At 37.5% G+C, this 25,653-nt stretch carries 21 protein-coding genes; 18 read left to right on the forward strand and 3 right to left on the reverse strand.

Translation table 11 applies throughout. The features are described from left to right. Positions 1-31 precede the first annotated feature (31 nt). The gene (locus B3D94_RS04390) at positions 32-1,195 is read right to left on the reverse strand and encodes a pyridoxal phosphate-dependent aminotransferase (protein ID WP_069479921.1); all 1,164 of its coding nucleotides are present in this window, start codon (positions 1,193-1,195) and stop codon (positions 32-34) included. A gap of 469 nt (positions 1,196-1,664) precedes the next feature. On the opposite strand from B3D94_RS04390, the gene B3D94_RS04395 reads away from it, so the two are divergent. Together B3D94_RS04395 and B3D94_RS04400 are read left to right on the forward strand one after the other, a co-directional pair. Beyond that, positions 1,665-1,808, forward strand: a complete 144-nt coding sequence (locus B3D94_RS04395) for a hypothetical protein (protein ID WP_291755147.1) — start codon at positions 1,665-1,667, stop codon at positions 1,806-1,808. A 432-nt stretch (positions 1,809-2,240) separates the two neighbouring features. Next, positions 2,241-3,032 carry a carbon-nitrogen family hydrolase gene (locus B3D94_RS04400; RefSeq protein WP_291755150.1) on the forward strand — a complete coding sequence of 264 codons (792 nt, stop codon included), beginning with the start codon at positions 2,241-2,243 and terminating at the stop codon, positions 3,030-3,032. A 47-nt stretch (positions 3,033-3,079) separates the two neighbouring features. Here the strand turns inward: B3D94_RS04400 and B3D94_RS04405 are convergent, their stop codons facing one another. Further along, entirely contained in the window at positions 3,080-4,648 is a 1,569-nt protein-coding gene (locus B3D94_RS04405; RefSeq protein ID WP_291755152.1) for a PucR family transcriptional regulator, read from the reverse strand. A gap of 234 nt (positions 4,649-4,882) precedes the next feature. On the opposite strand from B3D94_RS04405, the gene B3D94_RS04410 reads away from it, so the two are divergent. From B3D94_RS04410 to B3D94_RS04475, 14 genes are all read left to right on the forward strand, one after another. Next, the gene (locus B3D94_RS04410) at positions 4,883-6,295 is read left to right on the forward strand and encodes an amino acid permease (RefSeq protein WP_193830841.1); all 1,413 of its coding nucleotides are present in this window, start codon (positions 4,883-4,885) and stop codon (positions 6,293-6,295) included. Positions 6,296-6,319: 24 nt separating this feature from the next. Next, complete coding sequence (locus B3D94_RS04415; protein ID WP_291755393.1) at positions 6,320-7,849, forward strand: CoA-acylating methylmalonate-semialdehyde dehydrogenase; 1,530 nt, start codon at positions 6,320-6,322, stop codon at positions 7,847-7,849. A 34-nt stretch (positions 7,850-7,883) separates the two neighbouring features. Further along, a complete protein-coding gene (locus B3D94_RS04420; RefSeq protein ID WP_291755159.1) occupies positions 7,884-9,236 on the forward strand; it encodes an aspartate aminotransferase family protein in 1,353 nt (450 codons plus the stop codon). Between the two features lie 463 nt (positions 9,237-9,699). After that, on the forward strand, positions 9,700-11,283 hold the full coding sequence (locus B3D94_RS04425; protein ID WP_069479926.1) for a glutathione ABC transporter substrate-binding protein: 1,584 nt from the start codon (positions 9,700-9,702) through the stop codon (positions 11,281-11,283). Positions 11,284-11,351: 68 nt separating this feature from the next. Next, positions 11,352-12,275, forward strand: coding sequence for a nickel ABC transporter permease (nikB, locus tag B3D94_RS04430; RefSeq protein WP_069479927.1), 924 nt, complete (start codon positions 11,352-11,354; stop codon positions 12,273-12,275). Between the two features lie 13 nt (positions 12,276-12,288). Beyond that, a complete protein-coding gene (locus B3D94_RS04435) occupies positions 12,289-13,185 on the forward strand; it encodes an ABC transporter permease (protein WP_069479928.1) in 897 nt (298 codons plus the stop codon). Positions 13,186-13,196: 11 nt separating this feature from the next. After that, complete coding sequence (locus B3D94_RS04440; protein ID WP_291755163.1) at positions 13,197-14,189, forward strand: ABC transporter ATP-binding protein; 993 nt, start codon at positions 13,197-13,199, stop codon at positions 14,187-14,189. Then, positions 14,182-15,147, forward strand: coding sequence for an ABC transporter ATP-binding protein (locus tag B3D94_RS04445; protein ID WP_291755165.1), 966 nt, complete (start codon positions 14,182-14,184; stop codon positions 15,145-15,147). Before B3D94_RS04440 ends, B3D94_RS04445 begins: the two co-directional genes overlap by 8 nt. 18 nt (positions 15,148-15,165) lie before the next feature. After that, positions 15,166-16,044 carry a sugar phosphate isomerase/epimerase family protein gene (locus B3D94_RS04450; protein WP_069479931.1) on the forward strand — a complete coding sequence of 293 codons (879 nt, stop codon included), beginning with the start codon at positions 15,166-15,168 and terminating at the stop codon, positions 16,042-16,044. A 12-nt stretch (positions 16,045-16,056) separates the two neighbouring features. After that, complete coding sequence (locus B3D94_RS04455) at positions 16,057-17,115, forward strand: Gfo/Idh/MocA family protein (protein WP_069479932.1); 1,059 nt, start codon at positions 16,057-16,059, stop codon at positions 17,113-17,115. Between the two features lies 1 nt (position 17,116). Further along, the gene (locus tag B3D94_RS04460; protein WP_069479933.1) at positions 17,117-17,998 is read left to right on the forward strand and encodes a sugar phosphate isomerase/epimerase family protein; all 882 of its coding nucleotides are present in this window, start codon (positions 17,117-17,119) and stop codon (positions 17,996-17,998) included. 14 nt (positions 17,999-18,012) lie between these two features. Further along, positions 18,013-19,164 carry an ROK family transcriptional regulator gene (locus B3D94_RS04465; protein ID WP_069479934.1) on the forward strand — a complete coding sequence of 384 codons (1,152 nt, stop codon included), beginning with the start codon at positions 18,013-18,015 and terminating at the stop codon, positions 19,162-19,164. An 18-nt stretch (positions 19,165-19,182) separates the two neighbouring features. Then, positions 19,183-20,184 (forward strand): asparaginase, encoded by a 1,002-nt coding sequence (locus B3D94_RS04470; protein WP_069479935.1) that lies wholly within the window; start codon positions 19,183-19,185, stop codon positions 20,182-20,184. Positions 20,185-20,196: 12 nt separating this feature from the next. Next, entirely contained in the window at positions 20,197-21,174 is a 978-nt protein-coding gene (locus tag B3D94_RS04475) for an N-acetylglucosamine kinase (protein WP_291755172.1), read from the forward strand. A gap of 56 nt (positions 21,175-21,230) precedes the next feature. Here B3D94_RS04475 and B3D94_RS04480 read toward each other — a convergent pair whose 3' ends face one another. Continuing rightward, positions 21,231-22,397 (reverse strand): FtsW/RodA/SpoVE family cell cycle protein, encoded by a 1,167-nt coding sequence (locus B3D94_RS04480; protein ID WP_291755174.1) that lies wholly within the window; start codon positions 22,395-22,397, stop codon positions 21,231-21,233. Between the two features lie 244 nt (positions 22,398-22,641). Between B3D94_RS04480 and B3D94_RS04485 the strand changes: the two genes are divergently transcribed. Together B3D94_RS04485 and B3D94_RS04490 are read left to right on the forward strand one after the other, a co-directional pair. Continuing rightward, on the forward strand, positions 22,642-24,312 hold the full coding sequence (locus B3D94_RS04485; RefSeq protein WP_291755177.1) for a HAMP domain-containing methyl-accepting chemotaxis protein: 1,671 nt from the start codon (positions 22,642-22,644) through the stop codon (positions 24,310-24,312). A 346-nt stretch (positions 24,313-24,658) separates the two neighbouring features. Beyond that, positions 24,659-25,612, forward strand: a complete 954-nt coding sequence (locus B3D94_RS04490; RefSeq protein WP_291755179.1) for an L-threonine 3-dehydrogenase — start codon at positions 24,659-24,661, stop codon at positions 25,610-25,612. Positions 25,613-25,653 lie beyond the last annotated feature (41 nt).

A 25,653-nucleotide genomic window follows, 5' to 3' on the forward strand; every position in this document is an offset into this window, starting at 1 on the left:
AGAAAGCTACAGGACTCCATTTTGTTCCATGCTAAAATAAGTTCAATTGCTCAATTCTATGGATGGCTTCTCGTAAACGTTCCTCGCTTACAAGCAAGCCAATACGCACATAGCCTTCCCCATATTGACCAAAGCCATTACCTGCGGCTACCGCAATATCAGCTTTATCGAGCAATATATCAGCAAATTGTTCGCTAGTAAAACCTAATGGGACAGGGAGCCAGGCAAAGAAGGAGCCCTTTGGTGCCGTTACTTGCCAGCCAATTCTATGAGCTTCTTCGGTTAGAACATTTCGACGACGCTCATAGGTAGCTCTTAGCTCATCTGCACATTCCTGCGAAGAGGTCAGTGCAATAGCTGCTGCGTGTTGAATAGCAGGGAATTGACTACAAAACAAATGATCTTGAATAAGATTAATCGCGGCAATCAAATCAGAATTGCCTACAGCAAAGCCTATGCGCCAACCTGCCATATTATAAGTCTTTGATAATGTGTACATTTCGATTCCAACTTCTTTTGCACCATTTGCCTGTAAGAAACTAATAGGTTTATTGCCATCAAATCCAATCGCACCATAAGCAAAATCATGTGATACGATGATATTATGCTCCTTAGCAAAACGAATGGTTTCTTCAAAAAATTCAAGTGTTGCTGTACCACCAGTAGGATTATTTGGGTAATTTAAGTAAAGTAACTTGGCTTTTTCCTTAACTTCTTTAGGGAGGGCATCATAATCAGGTAAGAAATTATTCTCAGCAAAAAGAGGCATTACTTCAAAATTTACATCACCTAATACAACTCCAGATAAGTAGTCTGGATAGCCTGGGTCTGGTAATAGCATCGTATCACCAGGATTTAACACAGCCAAAGGTAGCTCAACAAGACCAATTTTTGTGCCACCAAGAATGGCTACTTCAGTGTCGGGATCAATCTCCACATCATATTCCCGTTTATAAAAGTCAGCAGCGGCTTGACGTAATTCGCCGATACCACGGAATGGCGAATATTTGTGGTTTTGAGGATTTTCAGCTGCTTCCTGTAATGCTTGGATGATATGAGTAGGCGTAGGTTGGTCGGGATTTCCTTGCCCAAGATTAATCACATCACGTCCTTCTTCCAGGGCATTGTTTACTTTTTGGACGAGCGCCGCAAAAAATTGAGTGGGTAATTGCTGTAGTTTTTTAGAGAATTCCATGCATGATCACCTTTTTCAGAATATAATAATTATTATTGAAGAATATGAAGCAAATAGTAGTACTTTTTTTGTTAATTGTCTAGACCCTTTATAGACAAAGGATTGAAATACTCTAAAAAACCACAGGCGACCAATAAGCGACTAGATTACAGTATTTTATTAAATAACTCTATCGCTGTTCGTTTATCTTCTTTAGTCAAGTGGCTATAGGTATTCATTGTCAATCCTACATCACTGTGTCCTAATTGTTCTTGAATTATTTAAGCTGCTGAACGTGAATTAGCACATATTATTGATATTGTGATAGTTTCGCAAATAATTTATTACTTCTGAAAAGGGCATCTGCTCTTAACTGTCTGGGAGCTTTAATAAATTAAATAAAAAAATTAATAAATATAAAGGGTTTTATCAAATAATGTAGAATATTACATTTGTAAGGAATAATTCAAATAATTAGGAGGTGTGTGATGTGAAAAAAGCAAAGAAATTATTATTTATCCCTTTTGCTACGATTGCGATTTTAGCTATTTCTACTTTCGGTACACCAACTGATGCATTAGCTAAGCCTGGTCATCCTTTGTGTGGTGGTGCAGGTCCTTGTATTGTCGCGTGATGTTGTTAGATTATCAATTTGAACAAGAGATTGCCAAATCAACATGTAAATACTTAAAGTCACATTCACTTGGGTGTGGCTTTTTATTATGGCTTGAGAGTAGTTTTCGTGTATATCGGAAACAAGCAATTGAGACTACTAAGTTGGTAGTTTTTTTATAAATTTAATAACTTTCCTAATACTTTAATTTATCCTTAAAAAAGGATTATTGAGTGGTCTATCTTTAATAAAATCAGGAGACTTCAAGTGACCAAAAAAGCGACCAAACGACTGAATAAATATAAATTAGTTTACTTTTAGATGTAGTATAATGAAAATCAAAAGAAGGAAAGTGTATTGAAATACACACTTTGGAAGTCGAATAAACTCTAATGTACACGTAATATGAAAGGTAGTACTTTTTTTTGTTAATTGTCTAGAGGAGGAATGAATATGAAAATCGGTTGTATTCAGTTAAACATTGGCTTCGGCAAAGTAGAAGAAAATTTTACACGGGCAGAGGACAAGATTCGTAAAGCCGCAAAACTAGGGGCAGAAATTATTGTGCTTCCGGAAATGTGGAATACGGGCTACGCACTGGAGAAGCTTCCAGAATTGGCGGACGTTAACGGTGAGCGTACAAAAGCATTTTTAGCACACTTAGCGAAGGAACTTAGTGTACATATTGTCGGTGGCTCTGTTTCCATAAAAAAGGGCGACAAGTTTTACAATACGATGTATACATTTGATAACAATGGAGTACTTGTTGGGGAATATAGCAAGGCCCATCTTTTCCGTTTAATGGACGAGCATCTTTACTTAGAAGCTGGAGATGATATGAATCGATTCGCGCTAGGACCTATTGAGGCGGCTGGTGTCATTTGCTATGATATTCGTTTCCCTGAATGGTTACGTGCGCATGCCCTTCAAGGAGCAAAGGTGCTGTTTGTACCAGCACAATGGCCGACGCCAAGAATTGATCATTGGAAAACATTACTGCAAGCCCGAGCGATTGAAAACCAATGCTTTGTTATAGCAGTTAACCGTATTTCGAGAAAAGTAGAAAACTTTAATGGGCAATCGATGATTATTCAGCCATGGGGTGAAGTGCTTTGGGTTGGTGCTGAAGACGAGGAAGTAGCAGTAATTGATGTAGATTTCTCCATCGTTGATGAAGTACGTGGAAGAATTCCTGTATACGATGATCGTCGACCAGGACTTTATCAAGATGTTGTGAAAGGATAATGAGATGGCACGTTTAAGGGGGAGAGCCTCTTGAACGTGCCTATTTTTTAACTCTTGTCATCAATTAAGGAGTTTGCAAGGAGCATAAATTCCAATGTGATGCGATTATGACCCTTCATGAAATTTTCCCCGAGTAAACTTTCAAGCTTTTTTAAGCGGTGATAGAGTGTTTGACGAACGATAAACAATTGGTTAGCAGTTTGCTGCTTGGAGCCATTTGATTGTAAATAGACTTGTAATGTTTCAAGAAGCTTGCTGTTATATTTTTCATCGTACTCAATAACTGGCTGTAAATAGTCGTTTATAACTTCCTTTAAATTCACCTGCATTTGTAATTTGTAGATTAAATGATATAAATGCAAATCATCATAAAAGAACGAGGAAGTTTGGACTTTGTGACAAATATATAATGTTTCTAATGCAGTTTGATAGCTTTTGGAGATTTCTTGTACATCAGCTACAACTTTACCAACCGCTATTTGAAACCCTTGAGTTTGCTGTTTTTTATAAAATTCAGTTTTGGGCAGTGAGGTAAAGATGCTATTTAGTATTTCACGAATCGCTCGACAATCTTTTGTATGAAGTAAAATAAAAATGACATAGCTTTTTCTTTCGAATAAAAATGGGATAAAGCCATGCTGTTCAAAGAGATTACGATAATAAAGTTTACTATAGACAATGTCCTCCTGCGCTTTCATTACTGTATTGGGAGTGGCCAAAACAAAGACAGCTCCACTAGAGTGTGAATAGTTGGTATAGTAAGAAACGATAAATTTATAGATTTCTTCCTTGGACAGCTTTTGGTCAATCCAATCAGCTAAAATCGAAGCGTCTTCAATATTCTTTTTCTCCTCAATATAGAACTCTCGCATTAATAATTGCGCTAATGCTGTGGCTGTACGGTCTAAAATTAATAATTCAAACTCTGAGAATAAACCATCTTCACGAAAAATCGTTAAATCTGCATAATGTTGATCAAAAATAAAGATGGGCTCATGTTTAAATTGTTGAGCATATTTATTGAATGCTAATAATTGCTGACGCTTACTTTTTGTCATATTGGGAAACAAGACGGGTTCTCGTCCCTTAATGGAAAACATAATTTGTGTTTTTAATTCATTATACATATTTTGTAAAATGTCGTCCGTATTTTGTCCTAAGACCGTATTTTTATTTAAAGTTTGTGAGTAGGATTCTAGTGTCGAAACCATTAAATATTGTTGATTAATAATTTGACTATGTAAATCCTGTGTAATGCGAACAAAAGGAACCTCTTCATGAAAAACAATAATCGGGAACTGCTGACGATTTGCAATGGCAAGTATTGCTTCTGGGACGGCTTGAATAGAAGAACCATACTCAATACAAAGAGCAGCACAATTTTTATCTATTAAAGATTCAATAAACGTAATAAAATCTTCGATGCCATGTTGAAGACTGATCCCCGTCGTTAACACCAGCTCTTCTCCAACTAAAAAATTATCTACGTGGACTATTTCAAGAACATGTGCCCATTTAACGATTCTTAACAGCCCCTCATGACCTGCAACTACCTCTGCATTCTGAAAGTATTTATTTTCTAAAACATGAAGTACCTTAAGTTGGAATTGGCTCAATATAGCTCCTCCTTTTGAAACATCTTCTACGTTTTATATATCTATTATTTCTCTTTTGTGTTATTAAATAGCTGTAAATTTAGGTAAATTAATATTTTAAGAATATTTAGTTTATTTTACATTATGTTTAAAACAATTGTATATAAATTTACAGTGTGTCTATTACTTCAATGATATGAAACATGTAAGATTTTTGTAAGCGATAATCCTAATCTAATAAAAGAGGTGACAGATATGGAGCAACAAACGCATTTACAACGAGGATTAAAGAAACGGCATATGACGATGATCGCGATAGCGGGTGTAATCGGGGCTGGCTTATTTATGGGCAGTGGCTCAGTCATTAACCTGGCGGGTCCAGGAGCAATATTATCGTATATATTTGCAGGAATTATTGTCATTTTAGTGATGCGTATGTTAGGTGAGATGGCGGCTGTCAATCCAACGAGTGGGTCGTTTGCACATTATGCCCATGAAGCAATTGGTCCATGGGCAGGCTTTATGATTGGCTGGCTGTATTGGTTTTTCTGGGTCATAGCTATTGCATTAGAGGCGACGGCAGCAGCGGCCATTATTCAATATTGGTATGACGGAATTCCTTTATGGCTCTTAAGTTTACTTTTAACCGTAGCACTTACTTTAACAAATGTCCTTTCTGTAAAAGCCTTTGGCGAATTTGAATATTGGTTCTCTCTTATTAAGGTTGCAAGTATAGTAGTTTTTTTAGGTTTAGGCGCATTCATTATTTTTGGTATAGCACCAAACTTTAACGCTGTCGGTCTGACAAATCTAGTTGATCAGGGTGGGTTTTTACCAAACGGCTTTGGCGCTGTACTAATGGGTGTTGTCATTGTTATTTTTTCCTTTATGGGGACAGAGATTGTGGCTATCGCTGCTGGTGAGTCAGACGAACCGTTAGCAGCTGTAACAAAAGCTACCAATTCAATTACTTGGCGCATTTTAATTTTCTATGTGGGCTCTATAACAGTTGTTGTGACGTTATTGCCTTGGCACTCCTCTGATATTTTAACAAGTCCTTATGTAGCAGTGCTAGATTATATTGGTATTCCTGCCGCCGCACAAATCATGAATTTTGTTGTTTTAACAGCTGTGTTATCGTGTTTAAATTCTGCACTTTATGCAACATCACGAATGGTGTTTTCTTTAGCAGAGAAGGGGGAGGCACCAAAAGCCTTTTTGAAACTAAATAAAAATGGTGCACCTGTGAATGCTATTTTAGCCGCAACATTTTTCTCGTATATTGCCGTTATTATGAACTATGTTTCACCAGATAAAGTATTTATGTTTTTACTAAGCTCTTGTAGTGCTATTACTTTAATTCTTTATTTAATTATCGCCTTTTCACAATTGAGAATGCGTAGAAAGATTGAACGCGAAAATCCTGAGCTATTAAAGGTGAAGATGTGGCTATTCCCGTATCTAACGTATTTCACAATAGTAGCTACAACTGCCTTATTAATAGCCATGTTCTTTATTGAGTCTATGCGCTCACAAATTCTATTTACATGTGTTGTCGTTGCCGTGGTAATGATTTTTTATTTACTTACGCAAAGGAACAAGGTGATAAAACAAGTCGATGAATCAAGCTCTATTTTTAACAATGAAAAGTTTGATTTTGAACAATAATCCCATGTAAGGAGAGGTTAAATGATGACAGTACAACAAAAAATGAAAACGCTAACGCATTTTATCAAAGGGAAAGAGGTAGCTGGTACAAGTGGAAGATTCTCAGAGGTGTATAATCCAACAACAGGTGAAACGATAGCGAGAGTCCCACTTGCATCAAAAGACGAAGTACAACAGGCCATTCAACATGCGAAAGAAGCCTTTCCTGCATGGAAAAAGGTGTCCGTTGGGAAGAGGGTTGAGGTTTTACATCGATTCCGTCAATTGTTAGTAACAAAACAGGAAGAGCTTATTGAAGTGATTTGTCAGGAAAGCGGGAAAACTAAAGAGGATGCGAAGGGCGAAATTATTCGAGGGATTGAATCGGTAGATATGGCGATTAGTGCTCCACAATTGCTAAAAGGGGAGTATTCAGTCAATGTAGGTGGCAATATTAATGCTTTTTCTGCCAAATCACCACTAGGTGTAGTGGCAACGATTGCGCCTTTTAATTTCCCTGTTATGGTCCCTTTAGCTATTACAAGTATGGCTGTGGCAGTAGGGAATACTGTTATTTTAAAGCCATCTGAACGTGTTCCTCATTCTGCATTATTTTTAAGTCAATTATGGAAAGAGGCGGGACTTCCTGATGGTATTTGGACAGTAGTGAATGGCGATAAAGAAGCGGTCAATGAGCTTCTAGAAAACAAAGAGATTCAAGCCATTACCTTTGTAGGCTCTACGCCAGTAGCTGAATATATTTATCAAACGGGAACAAAGCATAATAAACGTGTGGCTGCTTTTGGTGGTGGTAAGAACTTTATGATTGTTATGCCAGATGCCAACTTGGAACAAACTGCGAACGCCTTTTTAGGTGCGGCATACGGGGCAGCATCACAGCGCTGTATGGCGATTTCTGGAGCGCTTGTTGTTGGTCAAGATACGGAGCAACGTTTTACAGACATACTGAAGCAGAAGATTTCACAGCTAAAGGTAGGTCCTTATACAGAAGAAGACGTCGATTTCGGCCCAGTTATTACCCAACAATCAAAGGAAACGATTATCAGCTATATTGATGGGGCTGTTACTGAAGGGGCAAATCTTGTCATTGACGGACGAAATCCTAAAGTATGCGAAACATCTAATGGTTTTTATGTTGGGCCAACACTCCTCAATAATATTACGCCTGATATGACCATCTTCAAAGAGGAGGTCTTTGGTCCAGCACGCATAGTAGTGGGTGTAGAGACTTTACAAGAAGCAATTGATTTAATTAATGACCATGAACTTGGTAATGGTGTAACGATGTTTACAAGCAGTGGTGCGGCAGCTCGTAAATTCCAAGAAGAGATTGAAGTGGGCATGGTAGGGGTTAATGTACCAATACCAATTCCTGTCGGCTACCATAATTTCGGCGGATGGAAGCGCTCTAAGTTTGGTGAAGGGCATATGTTTGGTCCGGATCAAGCGAGATTCTTTACTAAGGCGAAAACAATCTCGGAGCGTTGGCCAGATGAAACGGAAGATGCAACTAGCTCCTTTGCCTTCCCAAGTAATAACGATGCAAAAAGCTAATCTACTGAAAAAATAACTGAGAGGGTGTTCGGCAATGACACAGACCAATCTTAAAAGTGATGTTTTAACAAAGGATGAGCAATACGTATGGCATTCAATGAAACCCTACAATCCACAAGCAACATATGTAGTGGAAAAATCAGATGGTGCAAGAATAATAGATACCGATGGCGTCGAATATATTGATGCCATGGCTGGGCTATGGTGTGTAAATGTCGGTTATGGACGTAAGGAACTGGCAGATGCAGCACATGAGCAAATGATGAAAAATGCTTATGCACCATTATCGCAGGGACATTTACCAGCCGTGCAGCTAGCTGAGAAACTAAATGACTTGCTTGGTGGGGAGTACGTTATTTTCTTCTCTAATAGCGGATCAGAAGCGAATGAAACAGCTTTTAAAATAGCGCGACAATATCACCAGCAAAAAGGGCAAAGCTCCCGCTATAAGATTGTCTCTCGCTACCGCGCCTACCATGGAAATTCCTTTGGGGCATTAGCAGCAACAGGGCAGGCGGAACGTAAATATAAATACGAGCCATTGTCTCCTGGCTTTATCCATGTCGCACCGCCCGATCAATACCGTGAACATGAAAATGATACTGTTGCACCATTAGATTTAGCGAGCGTAAGGGCTGTTGATAAAACGATGACATGGGAACTGAGTGATACAATTGCAGCTATGATTTTAGAGCCAATTATTACAGGTGGCGGTGTCATCATGCCTCCCGAAAACTATTTAAAAGGCATAGAGGAAGTGTGCAAAAAGCATGGAGCTTTAATGATAGTGGATGAAGTTATTTGTGGCTTTGGTAGAACAGGCAAGCCATTTGGATTTATGAATTATGGTGTGAAACCAGATATTATTACAATGGCTAAAGGGATTACGAGCGCATATTTACCATTATCAGCAACTGCCGTAAAACGTGAGATTTATGAGGCTTTCACTGGCACAGATGCCTATGGCTATTTCCGCCATGTCAATACTTTTGGGGGTTCTCCAGTAGCATGTGCAGTTGCATTAAAAAATATTGAGATTCTAGAGCAAGAAGCGTTGTTCGATCGCTCCAAGGAAATGGGGAAGGCCACATTACAAACATTGCAAGAAAATTTACAGGATCATCCGAATGTAGGAGATGTGCGGGGCAGAGGTTTATTAATTGGGATTGAATTAGTAGTAGATAAAGTCTTGAAAGAACCTTTACCGGTGGAGAAGGTAAATGCTGTTATTGCCGCATGCAAAGAACAAGGGGTGATCATTGGGAAAAATGGGGCAACAGTAGCGGGCTTTAATAATGTTCTGACACTATCACCACCACTTAATATTATTCAAGAGGATCTTCAGCGTATACTTGATGTGGTCGTAGAGAGTATAAGAAAGCTGTAATACATGATGTTGGTTCTAAAGGCCTTGAAATAAGGGCTTTTAGAACCTTTTTAAATAACTAGAAATGAATGTTCGGTAAAAATAATTATTAAATTTATAAAAATAATGCTGGAAAAAAAGTGAACTGTAGTTTATAGTTGTTAAAAAATAATAAATTTTCTGATAATTATGTATCGAAAGTGTCCTTGGTCTTGGAAGGGGATATTTTTTTAATTACTTATTTTCAGCAGTGGAATAAATAAAACTTGTCGGTTGAACTATAGTTTCTGATGAAAAGCAATTGTGATAGTTGAGAAAGCAATGTCTTCCTCTAATTGAATTGTCTTATCGTAATGAAAGTATAGTTTATTTTTTTGCCTATTTATTTTCATCAGTGGAGAAAATAAATAATTTTAGTAATTATATTTCTTAATGAAGCCATTAGGAGGTATTATTATATATTTTTACAAAGGGAGTAGATGAGATGAATTATGTTAAAAAATGGGTTTTTGTAATTCTATGTACGTTGCTTTTAGCAGCCTGCGCAGAGAAAGACAATTCTAACGCATCAAACACTGGGGAAAAATCTACTACAGATTCAGGTAAAGCTAGTTCAAAAAATGAATTAGTCATCGCTGTAAATGAAAACTTTATTTCTATGGATCCACATAACACAGGAGATACCAATTCGGGGTCAGTGCAGGAGACGATGTTAGAGGGGTTACTGGGCTTCGATGCGGATGGACAAATAATTAAGGTGCTAGCAGAAGATTATACAATCAGTGAAGACGCACTGGAGTATACATTTAAGCTGCAAGAGGGGGTCACTTTCCATGACGGGGAGCAGTTTAATGCAGAAGCTGTAAAAGCCAATATTGAACGAATTATGAATGATGAAAGCTTACGCCTTTATTCACGTGGTTTTAGCTTAATCAGTCATGTTGAAATACTAGGAGACTATGACATTAAAGTGACTTTAAAAGAACCATATGGACCGATGATTACACGATTCGGAGTGGCCAAAATGATTAGTCCCAAAATGATTAAAGAAAATGTAGCGGATATTCCTAAGAAGCCTGTCGGAACAGGTCCTTATCAATTTGTTGAATGGGTACAAGGAGATCATTTAACCATTGAAAAATTTGATGGCTATTGGGGTGGCGGTGACCGTGTATCTAAAATTACGTATAAACCAGTCCCAGAAAATGGATCACGGGTGGCGATGCTAAAAGCTGGGGATGCGCAGGTTATCTATCCAGTACCTGCTCAAAATATCGATGAGCTTTCTAACCATAAAGATGTAGAAGTTAATAAAGTTCCTTCAACAATCGCTCATTATGTTTCCTTAAATACGTATAAAAAACCGTTGAATGATAGTAAGGTTCGACAAGCATTTAATTATGCGGTGGACAAAGAAGCATATTTAAAGGTAGTTAATGCAGGTCTAGGCTTACCACTAGACTCCATTATTCCTTCCAAAACAGTTTATTATAAACAGCAAAAAATGTATGAGCACAATATAGAAAAAGCAAAGGCCTTGTTGGCTGAGGCTGGATATCCTGATGGCTTCGATATTGAAATCTGGGGAAATACGAACTCGGATACAATGAAGGGAATGCAGTTTATCCAACAGCAGTTAGGGCAAATTGGCGTCAAAGTTGCAATTAAATCTATGGAAGAGGGTACTTTGTCAGATGAGATCTACGGAGCTCAAACACCAGATGATGCAAAATTACAAATGTGGTATGTGAGCTGGTCAGCATATGCTTCTGATATAACAAATGCGACAAAACCACTTTTCCATAGTGTATCATTCCCACCAAATGGTGCAAACACAGCCTATTATCATAACACTGAGGCAGATCAAATAATGGATGAGGCTAACTCCATTTCAGATGTAGATCGCCAAGCTGAGCTCTATGAAAAATTACAGGAAATCGTTTACCAAGATACACCTTGGATTTTCTTAGGGGTAGATGAGGTTGTATATGGTGTGCGTTCAAATGTTAGCGGTGTATTAGTAAATCCAACAGGTGGGCTCGATGTGAAGAATGCAAAAGTTGAGTAATGCTACGCAATAAAAGGAATTGATGTAGGTCAATTCCTTTTCTACAAAATAGAAAGGAGGAGCTCGTCATGTGGAAATATACAGCAAGAAGAATTGTTGAAATGATACCGATTTTAATTGTTATTTCAATACTAACGTTTTTATTTATTCATTTCATACCAGGAGATCCTGCGCGATTAGTAGCAGGTAAGGATGCCACGATCGAGGATGTTGAAAACGTACGTCATGAATTGGGTCTAGATAAGCCTATTTTAAAACAGTATGTAGACTATATGAAAAATCTAATGACGGGTGAACTTGGCACGTCCTTAACAACAGGTCTACCCGTGATTGATATGTTTAAAACAAGGTTTATACCTTCTCTTCAGCTTACCTTTCTCTCGATGGTTTGGGCTACATTAATAGGTTTAATGATTGGCGTTTTTTCTGCCATCAATAAAAATAAATGGCCTGATTATTTTGGAATGGTAACAGCGGTTTCTGGCATTTCGATTCCTGGATTTTGGTTGGGACTATTATTAATTCAATTATTTTCAGTACAGCTAGGGCTATTCCCAACAGGAGGGTTAGATGGTTTTTCTAGTTATATTTTACCTTCCCTAACTTTAGGGGCAGGTATTATGTCAATGATCGCACGATTTACTCGATCTTCTATGCTCGAAACGCTACAGGCTGATTTTATAAGAACTGGGAGAGCAAAAGGTCTGAAGGAACACTCTGTCATAGTGACCCATGCTTTACGAAATTCCTTAATTTCTGTAGTGACGGTCGCCGGGCTACAATTTGGTTTTTTACTAGGGGGTTCAGTGGTAGTCGAGACAGTCTTTAGCTTTCCGGGGATGGGACGTCTTCTAATCGACTCGATTGCATTCCGAGACTATCCTGTTATTCAGTCAGCTCTATTATTATTTGCGTTTGAATTTATTTTAGTAAATTTAATCGTAGATGTGCTTTATACAGTGTTAAATCCTAAAATTCAATTAGATTCTTAAGGGAGGGAACAGGATGACTTCACCAACTACGGTGCAAAATAGCCAAGTGCAAAAAACACAAAGGAAATACTCTCCTCTTAAGGAATTTTGGAAGTCTTTTAAAAAGCAAAAGGCTGCATTGTTAGCAAGCATCTTTATAGGGTTGCTAATTGTAATTGCTATCATTGGTCCTTATATTGCACCCTATGATCCGTTTGAACCAAACTATGATGCCTTATTAGAAGGGCCGAGTGCCAGTCATTTAGGGGGAACAGACGAGTATGGTCGGGATATTTTTAGTCGTTTAATTGTAGGGGCAAAAATCTCCTTAATGGTAAGCTTTAGCGCGGTATTTTTAGGCTTAATACTAGGGACTATTTTAGGTTTAATTAGCGGTTACTTTGGTGGTTGGATAGACAAAGTTATTATGCGTAGCTGTGATGTATTGTTTTCATTTCCTGATTTATTGCTAGCTATTGCCATTGTCGCATTACTTGGTCCTGGGATTAATAATGTGATCATCGCTGTCATGATTTTTAGTGTGCCATCCTTTGCACGCTTAGTACGTGGCGCTACATTGAATGCGAAAGAAAATGTATATGTAGAAGCCGCACAATCAATGGGAGCCTCCCATGTAAGAGTGCTGTGGAAGCATATTTTCCCTGAAACGATTAGTGAACTAATTATTTTTGTCACAATGCGTATAGGAACAGCTATTTTAGCAGCTTCTGGCTTAAGTTTTTTAGGCTTAGGTGCGAGTCCTGAAATGCCCGAGTGGGGAGTAATGTTAAGTAGTGGACGCGACTACTTAGGAACATCTTCTCATGTAGTCATCATGCCAGGAATAGCTATATTTTTAACCGTACTAGCATTTAACTTAATAGGCGATGGATTACGAGATGTATTAGATCCGAAAATTAAAAATAATTAAGGAGAATGCCTATGACAGAACATGTATTACGAGTAACAGATTTAGAAACGTCCTTTATGCGTGATAAAACAGAGATCAAGATATTAAGAGGTGTCAATTTTTCAATTCGTAAAGGCGAGATATTGGGCTTAGTTGGAGAATCAGGCAGTGGGAAAAGCTTAACGTCTTTATCTATTATGCAACTATTTCATGGAACTACAGGCAAAATTGTCAATGGCTCTATTCATTTTAATGGGGAAGATTTGACCAAAATGTCTGAATCCGATATTCGGAAAATTCGTGGAAAACAAATTGCGATGATCTTTCAAGAGCCTATGACCTCTTTAAATCCCGTTTTAAAAATTGGTAAGCAGTTAATGGAAGCAATTGAGATGCATTTGAAGCTGCCAAAAGGTGAAAGTAAACATCATGCCATTCAAATGTTAAAGAGTGTAGGAATAGGAAGAGCCGAAGAAATCATTCATGAATATCCACATCAGCTATCAGGGGGAATGCGGCAGAGAGTGATGATTGCTATGGCGATGGCCTGCCACCCCAATCTACTTATAGCTGACGAACCAACTACTGCACTAGATGTTACGATACAAGCGCAAATTTTAGAGTTAATGAAAAAGTTAAAGGAAGAAAATGAAACAGCTATTTTATTAATCACACATGATTTAGGCGTTGTGGCCGAAATGTGCGATAAAGTGGTCGTGATGTACGCAGGGCAGGTTGTAGAGGAAGCAGATGTCTTTGAATTATTTGCAAGCCCTAAGCATCCTTATACGAAAGGCTTAATTGCATCTGTGCCAAAAATTGGTGAGAAAAAGGAAGTGTTAGATTCTATCAGTGGTCATGTACCATCTCCGCAACATATGCCGATAGGTTGTAAATTTGCTCCGCGCTGTCATCAAGTGATGTCTATATGTCATCAGGAATGTCCACCGACAGTGAAAATTTCAGCTACTCGCCAATGTAGCTGCTGGCTATATGCGAAAAAGGATGTGGAAATCAATGCCTAACAGTATTTTAAAAGTGGAGAAGTTAAAAAAGAGCTTTCAAATTGCGGGTGGGTTATTTCAAAAAAGACAACAAGTTAATGCTGTAATAGATGTTTCCTTTGAAATAGAAGAAGGGACAACATTTAGTTTAGTTGGAGAGAGTGGTTGTGGAAAATCAACAACTGGCAGGCTAATCACTAGATTAATAGAGCCGTCAAGCGGAAGTATCGTTGTCGATGGGAAAGAAGTGGCTACTGCCAAGCAATCTGAGTTAAAGCACCTAAGACAAACTGTCCAAATGATTTTTCAAGATCCATATGCCTCCTTAAATCCAAGAATGAAAGTAAAAGAATTAGTTGGTGAACCACTAGAAATTCATACAAAGCTATCAAAAGTCGAGCGTGAAAAGCTAGTACTCGAAATGCTTGAAGTAGTTGGCTTGAATGCTGATCATGCTGATCGTTATGCACATGAGTTTAGTGGTGGACAAAGACAGCGTTTAGGGATTGCACGTGCTTTAATTACAAAACCTAAAATCATCATTGCTGATGAGCCTGTGTCTGCATTGGATGTTTCTATACAATCACAAATTTTGAATCTATTAAAGCAATTGCAGCAAGAATATAAAATATCCTATCTTTTTATTTCACATGATTTAAGTGTTGTAGAGCATATTAGTCATTATATAGGTGTCATGTATTTAGGAACAATCGTGGAAATCGGAAAAAAAGAAGAGATCTTTAAAGATCCTAAGCATCCGTATACACAAGCGCTTATTGCCTCTGTACCGATTGCAGACCCTATGTTAAGAAAGAAAAAGAAAGTGTTGATAGGTGATATTCCAAATCCTAAAAATCCGCCAAGTGGTTGTACCTTCCATACAAGGTGTCCCTTTGCAGCAGATATATGTAAGCAAGCGATTCCGGAAATGAAAAAAATTAATGAAGAGCAAAGTGTTGCATGTCACTTTGTCAATTGAAAAGGAGAGATGTTTTAAATGAAAGTAGGCTTAAGCACATACAGTATGGTCAAAAAAATGAAGCAGGGGGAAATGAGTGTTCTAGATGTTTTACAATGGGTAGCGGACAATGGTGGTCAGCATGTAGAGTTAGTGCCCTATGAATTCACAGTGGTAGATAATGATGAGCTCGCCACTCAAATAAAAGATAAAGCTGCGGAGCTAGGATTGGAGTTATCTGCCTACTCATTACCAGCAAACTTTATTCATGAGACTGAGGAAGCCTTTTTTGAAGAGGTGGAGCGCTTAAAGAAACACGTAGATGTTGTACATCGTATGGGTATCAAAATTATGCGCCATGACGTTACACTTTTTACTTTACCAAAGGAGCAAACAACCATTCATTATTACAATGAACATTTTGATGAAATGGTAAGGGGATGTCAATTGATTGCAGATTATGCGAAGCAATTCAATATCACCACAACTATTGAAAACCATGGCTTTAATGTTCAAACAAGTGATCGTGTACAACAATTAATTCAAGCCGTTAACAGAGACAACTTTAAAACGACATTAGATATCGGGAATTTTTTATGTATAGATGAAGAGCCTCTTATCGGTGTTATGAAAAATATATCCTATGCTGCTACCGTGCATTTTAAAGATTTTTATATTCGTCCTTATTTTGAAAATCCTGGTGATGGCGAATGGTTCCGTACAGTTCATAACAATTACATCCGAGGAGCAATTGTCGGACATGGTGATATTAATATTCGAGAAATTATAAAGCTTGTCAAAGGCTATGGATACGATAGTTATATTACGGTGGAGTTTGAAGGTATGGAGGATTGTCAGGTTGGTTCAAAAATAGGGATGGATAATGTTCGTCGTTTATGGGATGAATGTAAGCTTTAAGGAGGGAAGAACATGGACAAATTAAAAGTTTGTGTAATTGGAACAGGCTCTATTTCGGATTATCATTTAGGCTCTTATATGAAAAATCCATTGGTTGAGTTATATGGCGTGTATGATACTTCAATTGAGCGGGGGAAAGCAAAAGCTGCACAATTTGGAGCCACTCATGTTTTCTCTTCTAAAGAAGCATTATTTGCAGATAAAAATGTAGAGGCTGTCAGTATTTGTACATGGAATAATACACATGCAGAGCTCGCCATTCTCGCTTTAGAAAATGATTTACATGTGCTTATTGAAAAACCCTTATCTATGACTTATGCGGAGGCTTTAAACATTCAAAAGGTTGCCGAAAAGCATCGTAAAGTATTTCAGGTTGGCTATGTAAGACGTTTTGCAACGAATACAAAGGTGCTGAAACAGTTCATAGATGATAATAAATTAGGCGATATTTATTATGCGAAAGCTTCTTGCTTAAGAAGATTAGGTAATCCAGGAGGTTGGTTTGCAGAAATCGAGAAATCTGGAGGTGGCCCATTAATAGATTTAGGTGTCCATGTTATTGATATATGCTGGTACTTAATGGGAAGACCGAAAGTGAAGCGTGTAACAGGTCACACCTATAATCAATTAGGAAATAGAAATCATATTGAACATTTATCTTTTTATAAAGCGGCAGACTATGATGCTACTAAAAATACAGTTGAGGACTTAGCGAACGCCCTTATAACATTTGAGAACGGGGCTTCATTAATGGTGGATGTTTCCTATACGCTACATGCTATAAAAGATGAAATGAGCATTAAATTATATGGCACAAATGGGGGAGCAGAGCTAGAGCCTGAGCTGAAAATTGTAAGCGAGGAGCATAACACCATTGTAAATATTCATCCTCAAATTAATGATCTATCCTTTGATTTTGTAACAGCCTTTCAGAATGAAATCAATACGTTTGTTGATTGCTGTCTTCATCAATATGATTCAGTGGCACCTGTGGAGGATGGGGTAGAAATTATGAAGATTTTAGAGGGGATTTATATTTCTGCAAGACAAGGAAAGGAAGTCGTATATTAAAATGGTGAAATTGAACAATAGAATTGGTGTGATTGTAGACAGCTTTAGATTGCCTATTCGTGAGGGATTGCTAAAGGCGAAGGAGGTCGGTGCACATGGTGTCCAAATGTATGCAGTTTCAGGTGAGCTAGATCCGAATCATTTAAATGCTGCACAAAGAGCGGAATTGAAGCAATATATTTTAGATTTAGGGCTCGAAATTTCAGCATTATGTGGAGATTTGGGAGGACATGGGTTTCAAGATAAACATGAAAATGAATGGAAAATAAAAAAATCGAAGGATATTATGCAATTAGCAAAAGATCTTGGTACATCGATCGTTACGACCCATATTGGGATCATTCCTGAAGATGAGAATGATCCCATCTATCAAACTATGCTAGAGGCATGTGAAGAATTAGGGCAATTTGCTACATCACTAGATGCTTATTTTGCAATTGAAACAGGTCCCGAGACTAGTCAAACATTAAAGAGATTTTTAGATAAACTATCAACAGATGGTGTATCAGTTAATTTTGATCCTGCCAATATGGTAATGGTAACCAAAGATGATCCTGTGGCGGGAGTGAAGCTTTTAAGAAATTATATTGTACATACACATGTGAAGGATGGCATTCAATTACAGCAAACGAATCCAAAAGACGTGTATGGGTACTTAGGATACGATTCTGGAACATCTCATGATAAGATAGAAGAAATGGTGGAAAATGGGGATTTCTTTAGAGAGCTTCCACTAGGTCAGGGAGATGTCAATTTCGAGCTTTATTTTTCAGCTTTACATGAAATCGGATACAATGGCTATTTAACTATTGAACGAGAAGTGAGATCAAATCCCGAAAAAGACATCAGAGAGGCTGTACAATTCATAGAAATGTTTAAATAGGGGATGAATCTAATTTGAAAAAGCAAGATCAAGTACAAATGAGAAGACAAAATAAGTATATTGTGCTTGACGCAATCAGGCAGATGGCACCAATTTCAAGAATTCAATTATCAAAATATACAAAAATGAGTCCTACGACTATTACTCGTATTGTGCAGGAGCTAGAAGCGGAAGGCTTTATACTTGAAGGGGTTTCAGAGGAAACTGCCATTGGTAGACGGCCTACATTAATTCATATGCGTGAAGATGCTTTATATACTATAGGGATCGAGATAGATTGTTTTACAATTCGACTTGGTATATTAGATTTTTTAGGAAAACTGATCGCCTTTCAGGAAATCAAATGCAGCATCAAGCATCGTTATGAGGAAGCTATCCATCTACTAAAACGATCCATAGTTACTATTATGTCAGAATATCAGATTGCTCAGGGAAAATTATTAGGCATTGGAATAGGGGTACCAGGTGTTATTAATAACGAAGAAGGTATTATAGTTTCTTCTGAGCAATTAAAATGGGAAAACTGTCGTATAAGAGAGGACTTAAATGGTGTTTTTGATTGTGAAGTTATCGTAGATAATGAATTGAAAATGCAAATCATTGCTGAAATTGGTGATATCTATACGCCTCTTTATTCAAATTGTATTTTAGTAGGGATGGGAACGGGCGTCGGAGCATCCATATTACTAAACGGAGAAGTGTATCGTGGCATTCAAAATAAAGCGGGAGAAATAAGTCATATAACGATTAATCCCTTTGGTGAAATGTGTCACTGTGGTAAACGAGGGTGCTTGTCGATGTATATTTCAGAAGTGAGCTTACTAAATAGAACGCCTAAAAATCTAAATATTCAATCAATAGAAGAGATTCTACAGTGTGTTGATCAAGGCGAACAATGGGCAGTGGACATTCAACAAGATGTAGCTACATACCTAGCCATTGCTATCAATAATTTGGTGTGTTTATATGAACCGGAAGCCGTTATTGTTAGCGGTGAAATTATTGAGCACAATGTAACATTTCAAAAACTCTTTAGTGAAAAATGCAAACAATATATATGGAAAGAACTACAACCTCATTTTGTTTTACAGTTTTCAAACCAATTAAAAGAGGGCGTGGTCAAAGGAGCAGCATTACAGGCACAAAAGCAGCTGCTGTCTGTTTAAAGAAAGGTTGGTTGATTCGTGGCTTACTCAGAATTTTTGAAAGAGTATCGTTCAGGATTAATGGAAAATGTGCATTATGGACAAATGAGTGCTGTGAATCTAGCGAAGGAAGAATTCGTTTCAGTTGGTCAAGATTATGAGCCTGTGTATTTTCGTTCTGCAGCAAAACCATTTCAAGCCATTCCAATTTTCATGACTGATTTTATAGAAAAGTATGAGATAACTTCAACAGAAAGTGCATTGTTTTTGGCATCGCAAAGAGGCGAAATATACCATCAAGAGGCATTGACCTCTTTGCTGGAGAAAATACCTGTTGGTGAAAATGATCTAATTTGTGCAGCGTCATATCCACTTAACGAAGAACCAAAAACGCTATATATTCAACAGGGATTTCAAAAAAGGAAGCTACTTCATAATTGCGCAGGTAAGCATTTAGGATTTTTAACTGCTTGTTTGGCGAATGGCTATAATTTTCAACAGTATTGTCATCCAGATCATCCATTACAACAAATGATAAAAAAATACATTGCTTATTTAAGTGAATATGACGAGGGGAAAATTCGCACAGGAATAGATGGTTGTGGTGCACCTGTATTTGCGATTCCACTAAAAAATATGGCTATAGCCTATTTAAAGCTAGCACGACCAGAATTGATTGATGATGATCAAGTTCGTGAGGCGGTAAAAAAGCTTACGACAGTTATGAATCAAGAAAATCAAATTATCGCAGCTCAAAATTTTATTTGTACAGCATTATTAAAAGACCCTAATATTGTAGCAAAGGGTGGAGCGCAGGGCGTATATTGTTTTGCTCTACGAAACGAAGGGGTAAGCTTTGCCCTGAAAATTATGAATGGCTCAGAAAGTCCATGGCCAAATGTAATTGCTTCTGTGTTAGAGCAAATTCAGTATTCAAATGTTGAAACAATTGAGCGAATAAAAGCATTATCTCCTTCCTTTGTGCGAAATGACGCAGGGCATGAGGTAGGCGAAATCGTTTCCACAATTAAAATCGTATAGAGGTGAAGGCACTTGTATGTTTTGGCAATTGACGGTGGTGGAACGAAGACAATTGCTACCATCTCTACATTCAGTGGGCAAGTAATAGCCCTCGCAAAAACGGGTAAAAGTAACCCTACATCCATGAACATCGAGCAATTTACGCAGACGATAACAGATCTTATCAATCAATTGAAGAATCAACTGCCTCATCATTTTCATCAACTAACAAAATGCCATGCGGGACTTTCTGGTGTGACAGAAAATAATAATGAGGACATTACACAGACATTATTAACATCGCTTTTACCAGAAGGCTGTCAATTAACTTTATCAAATGATGGATTGAACGCACTGTATGCAGGAACATTAGGTCAACCTGGCGTTGTTCAAATATCGGGTACAGGGGCGATTACATTAAGCATAGATTCAGCTGGAAGAATTGAGCGGACAGCTGGATGGGGTTATATATTTGATGATGAGGGCAGTGGCTATGATATAGGTATTCGCACATTAAAGGCGGTTTTTAAAGAATTTGATAAAAGAGGTCCTGAAACGATATTAACTGGCGCCGTATTAGACTATTTTCAAGTGCAATCTGTGCCACAAATTATTGAAATTGTTTATGGTGAAGGGCATCCACGAGATATAATTGCTCCTTTAAGTAAAGTAGCGATAGAGTGCACAAAACGTGGAGATATAGAAGCTAATACTATTATAGATGAAGTGTGCCATATTTTTTATCAAAGCATCGATGCTTGTTACAAAAAAAATCCATTCTTAGCTGAACGTGTCAAAGTCGTGTTAGCGGGTGGAGTTTTTAAGGAATTGCCATTATTTATTGAAAAACTAGCTGTGCTGGATAAAAAGTATAGCAATCAGTATGACTTTATGGGTGCCTCCAGCTTACCGGTAGGTGGCGCCGCGTTAGCCGCATTAAAATTACCAAGTAAGGAAGCTGAAATATTTATAGATCACTATAATGAAAGTATCCATGAGTTTTTAAATTAAGATGAATCCCCTCTTTATCTAGCAAGTAGAGAATATCCTTCTCTACTTGCATTTTGTTAATCTTCTTTTTTAAACATATACCCCTTATAGGATTTATGAATAATCATGACAATTCCCATTAGCATGAAATTTGACAATAGTGAACTACCCCCGTAGCTTAAGAAAGGTAAAGTAACTCCAGTGACCGGTAAAAGTCCAAGTGTCATGCCAATATTTTGAGTAATTTGGAAGGCTAATAAGCTTGATATCCCTGCGCCCATTAATGTCATAAAAGGGTCTTTTGCTTCAACAGTAATAAGAACAATCCTGTAGATGGCAAAAAACAGTAAAGCAATGACAAATGCCCCGCCAGCAAATCCTAATTCCTCGGCAATTGCAGAAAAAATAAAATCAGTATGCTTCTCTGGTACATAAACATTATTATTCAGATAGCCCTTCCCAAAAAATTCACCCGACCCAATGGCTAAAAAGCCTTGGCGAACCTGAAACGAAGAATCTATGTAATCATAAGGTTGTAGCCAGCCATAAATACGAGATACTTGATGTCCTGATAGGGCACCTAAAATTTTTTCTGTAAAAAAATCATTAAATCTGACATAAAGTACTACTACTGTACTGATTAGAACTAGAGGTATGGCCGTAAATACAATCAGTAATTTCCTATGTATGCCTGAGAAAAATAACATGGGTAGAATCATTGCCATGTATAACATAACCATGCCTGTGTCGGGTTGTTTATAAACAAGGAGCGAAGGAGGAAGGACAATGAGCCCAATTTTCACAAATAGCCATAAATCAGCTAGATAAGAAGGACGTACATTTTTCTCTTGATGAGAGATAATGATTTTGCTCACAACAATTAAAAAGGCGAATTTTAAAAACTCAGATGGCTGAAGAGAACCTAGAAAGGGTATTTGATACCAAGATTTAGCTTCGTTTATTGTCCGCGCAATACTCTCTGGTGCTACTATGAGTCCAGCAGTTAATGCTACGGCTAATCCATAAATCGGCCATCCAATCTTTTTTAATTGTTCAATATCAAGTAAGGAAATCCCAAACATGACCATAAATCCAATAAGATAAAAGATAAATTGCTTCACAATGAAGGAACTGGCATATTGTCCGAAATTGACACTGCTAGAATGGACAAAAAGACAGCTAAAACCTCCAAGTAAAAAGAGGCTCACAACTAAACTTCCATCCAATTTCTTAAGCTGCGACAAATGTAACACCTTCTTTCTGTAGTTAATACTATAAACGCTGGTAATGTGTGGAAGGTTGCAACTATTTACATGATGTAAATAAGGGATAATGGTATGAATCGATTTGTGCGGTAAATTACCTATTTGGGGATAGTGAATGGGCATAATTTCTTAATTCTTCGTCTAATCTTTACAAAAACATAACACTGGCTTTATATCTTCATACTATCATTATTGGTAAGAGTTGGAGGAGGAGCCAGAGATCATGCATTTTTTTCGTTTCATCAAGGTGAAGGACAAGTTGCTTGTACTTATGATTGTTTGTGTATTATCGAATGTATTGCTAGGTGTATTTAGTGTGGATTATTTAAGGAAAATGTCGTGGCATGCAAGTGAGAGTTACAAACAGGGGCTTGTTCCAATTGGGTGGCTAAATGAGCTGGAAGAATCGCAACGTCAATTAGATTTTATCGTCGATTCTGATGGCGATTATACAGGAATGTCAGCCATTTTAAAAGACGTGGATAAGCCGTTAGACCATTTAAAAAGCCAAGAAATTGATAAAAAAATGAGTCATCAAATTAATAAGTATAAGTCCTTGCTAGGGAAGCAGAGAGAATTGATTGAGGGCTACCAGCAATTGACCCAAAGTGAACAAGAGAAATTTTATTCGCAGACGTTTCTACCAATAAGTCAGGAAATTCATACATTATTAGAAGAAACACAAAACTATCTTGTTCAACGAGCAAAAGACCAACAACAGTCCTATCAAGAAGATGTACAATTTGGTTATTGGTTGCTTGGTGGTGTGTGTTTAACAGTTGTGATGCTAGTTATTATTATAGGATTTATAGCAACAAAGGCGGTCAATGTCCCCACACGGCAATTGAAATCATTATTAAAACAGGCTGAACAGGGTGATTTCACTGCCAATGCAAGTTATGTGGCCCATGATGAGCTTGGTGAGGTAGTGCTGTCTTACAATCAAATGGTCACAGAAGTGAAACGTTTGCTCCATACAGTTACGGACAGTGCCTACGAAGTGGAGGAAATGACCGGGAAATTACAGGAGTCCTCAGAGGAATCTTCAACAACGACATTGAAAATAGCAAAAGATGTACAGTCTATTTCAGATTCAACGGCAGCGTCTACTAATAAATTGGCTTCCAATACATCATCTTTAGAAGAAGTTTTAAATGATGTACAAGTCATATTAGAAAAAATTCAAATTGTGGAAAATTTCGCTCATAAAACTGCTCGAGATGCGGAAAGCGGAACTGAAATTGTACAAGCCAATTTAGCACAAATGCAGACAATTAAGCAAGCTGTCGAGAAATCCAATACAGCCATCTTTAATTTAGTCGAACGAGCATCATCTATCGATCAAATGATTGAGGTCATTGAAAAAATAACAGCACAAACAAATCTATTAGCGTTAAATGCATCGATTGAAGCGGCAAGAGCGGGCGAGCATGGCAAGGGATTTGCGGTAGTAGCGAACGAGGTACGTAAGCTTGCGGAGCAAACCGTTCATTCAACGCAAACCATTACGTCCATTGTACAAAACATTCATCTAGATTCAAGCTATGCAGTACAAATGATGGAGGGTGTGCTAGAGGCAACCGAAAAAGGCGTTGCTGTAACAGGACAAACGGCGTCTAGTTTTGATCAGATTTTAGAAAAAGTACATACAATCAAGCCTTATATTATGGAAGTATCTTCTACAGTTCAAGAAATTGCCAATCATACAAAAACTGTTAGTGATGATGCGGTTATGTTGACATCGTTATCTGATACGAATACTGTATCGACGAAGCATGTCGCTGCTTTAACAGCCGATCAATTAACAGCACAGCAACAATTCCACAATTATATTAAAGAATTACGAAAGGTATCGAAAGTGCTACAAATAGCGGTTAAACGTTTTTCAATATAATTTAGTCATTCATATCTTAAAGGGCTATGGAATCTTCTTTGCGAAGTTGCAAAGAGGATTCTTTTTATTTGTTCTAATAATTTGTTGGAGGAGAGTTTTAAAACTGTTCTTTCTGGGTGTACAAATGTATTTAATATATTTTTGTAGCACAATAATTTAAAATGTTCATATACTGAGAAGTAAGGGATAGTATGTTTCTTTTATGTATATTTTTAATATAATTGTTGTATTTTCAAAACGAACACATTATAATGAATTTCATTGAAAGTGTTATTAAATCAATGTTTATTAATATATTATTGTGCTTTCGAGAAGTACAATTGTTCACATGTGGAGGTTTTGAGAAATGAAAAAAATTATGGTTACCGGAGCACTTGGTCAAATTGGTTCTGAGCTTGTAGAAAAACTTCGTAGTATTTATGGGGAGGACAATATACTTGCTACTGACATTAGAAAGCTTGACCATACTAAGGGCCCGTTTGAGATATTGGACGTTACAGATGGACAAAGAATGCACGATTTAGCAAAGGACTTTGGTGCCGATACAATGATGCATTTAGCAGCACTATTATCAGCTACAGCTGAAAGAAATCCTTTGTTGGCTTGGAATTTAAATATGGGTGGATTAATGAATTCTTTGGAAGTTTCACGTGAGTTAAATATGCAATTCTTCACACCAAGTTCAATAGGGGCATTCGGGCCATCTACACCGAAGGAAGATACACCTCAGGATACATTGCAACGCCCGACAACTATGTATGGTGTTAATAAAGTGGCGGGCGAATTATTATGTGATTATTATTTCAGCCGTTTTGGAGTAGATACACGTGGTGTCCGTTTCCCAGGTTTAATTTCTTATGTAACTCCCCCAGGTGGTGGTACGACTGATTATGCAGTAGAGATTTTCTACGAAGCGATTGAACAAGGAAAGTATACATCATATATTCAAGAAGGTACGTATATGGATATGATGTACATGCCAGATGCTTTGCAGGCAATTGTCGATTTAATGGAAGCCGATGGTAGTAAGCTTGTTCACCGTAATGCTTTTAATATAACAGCAATGAGTTTTGAACCATCGCAAATTGCAGCTGAAATTAAGAAACATTTACCGAACTTTACAATGAACTATCAAGTTGACCCAGTTCGTCAGGCAATAGCGGATAGCTGGCCAAATTCAATAAATATTGAAGCAGCACAAAAAGAGTGGGGCTTTAACGTAGAGTACGATTTATCAAAAATGACGGTAGATATGTTAGAGAAATTAAAAATTAAACTGCATAAAAAGGCAATTTCCTAATAGCTACTGAACGGATGAAGAGTTAGACTTCATCCGTTTTT

The sequence above is a fragment of the Lysinibacillus sp. UBA5990 genome, assembly GCF_002429815.1.
GTDB lineage: Bacteria > Bacillota > Bacilli > Bacillales_A > Planococcaceae > Lysinibacillus > Lysinibacillus fusiformis.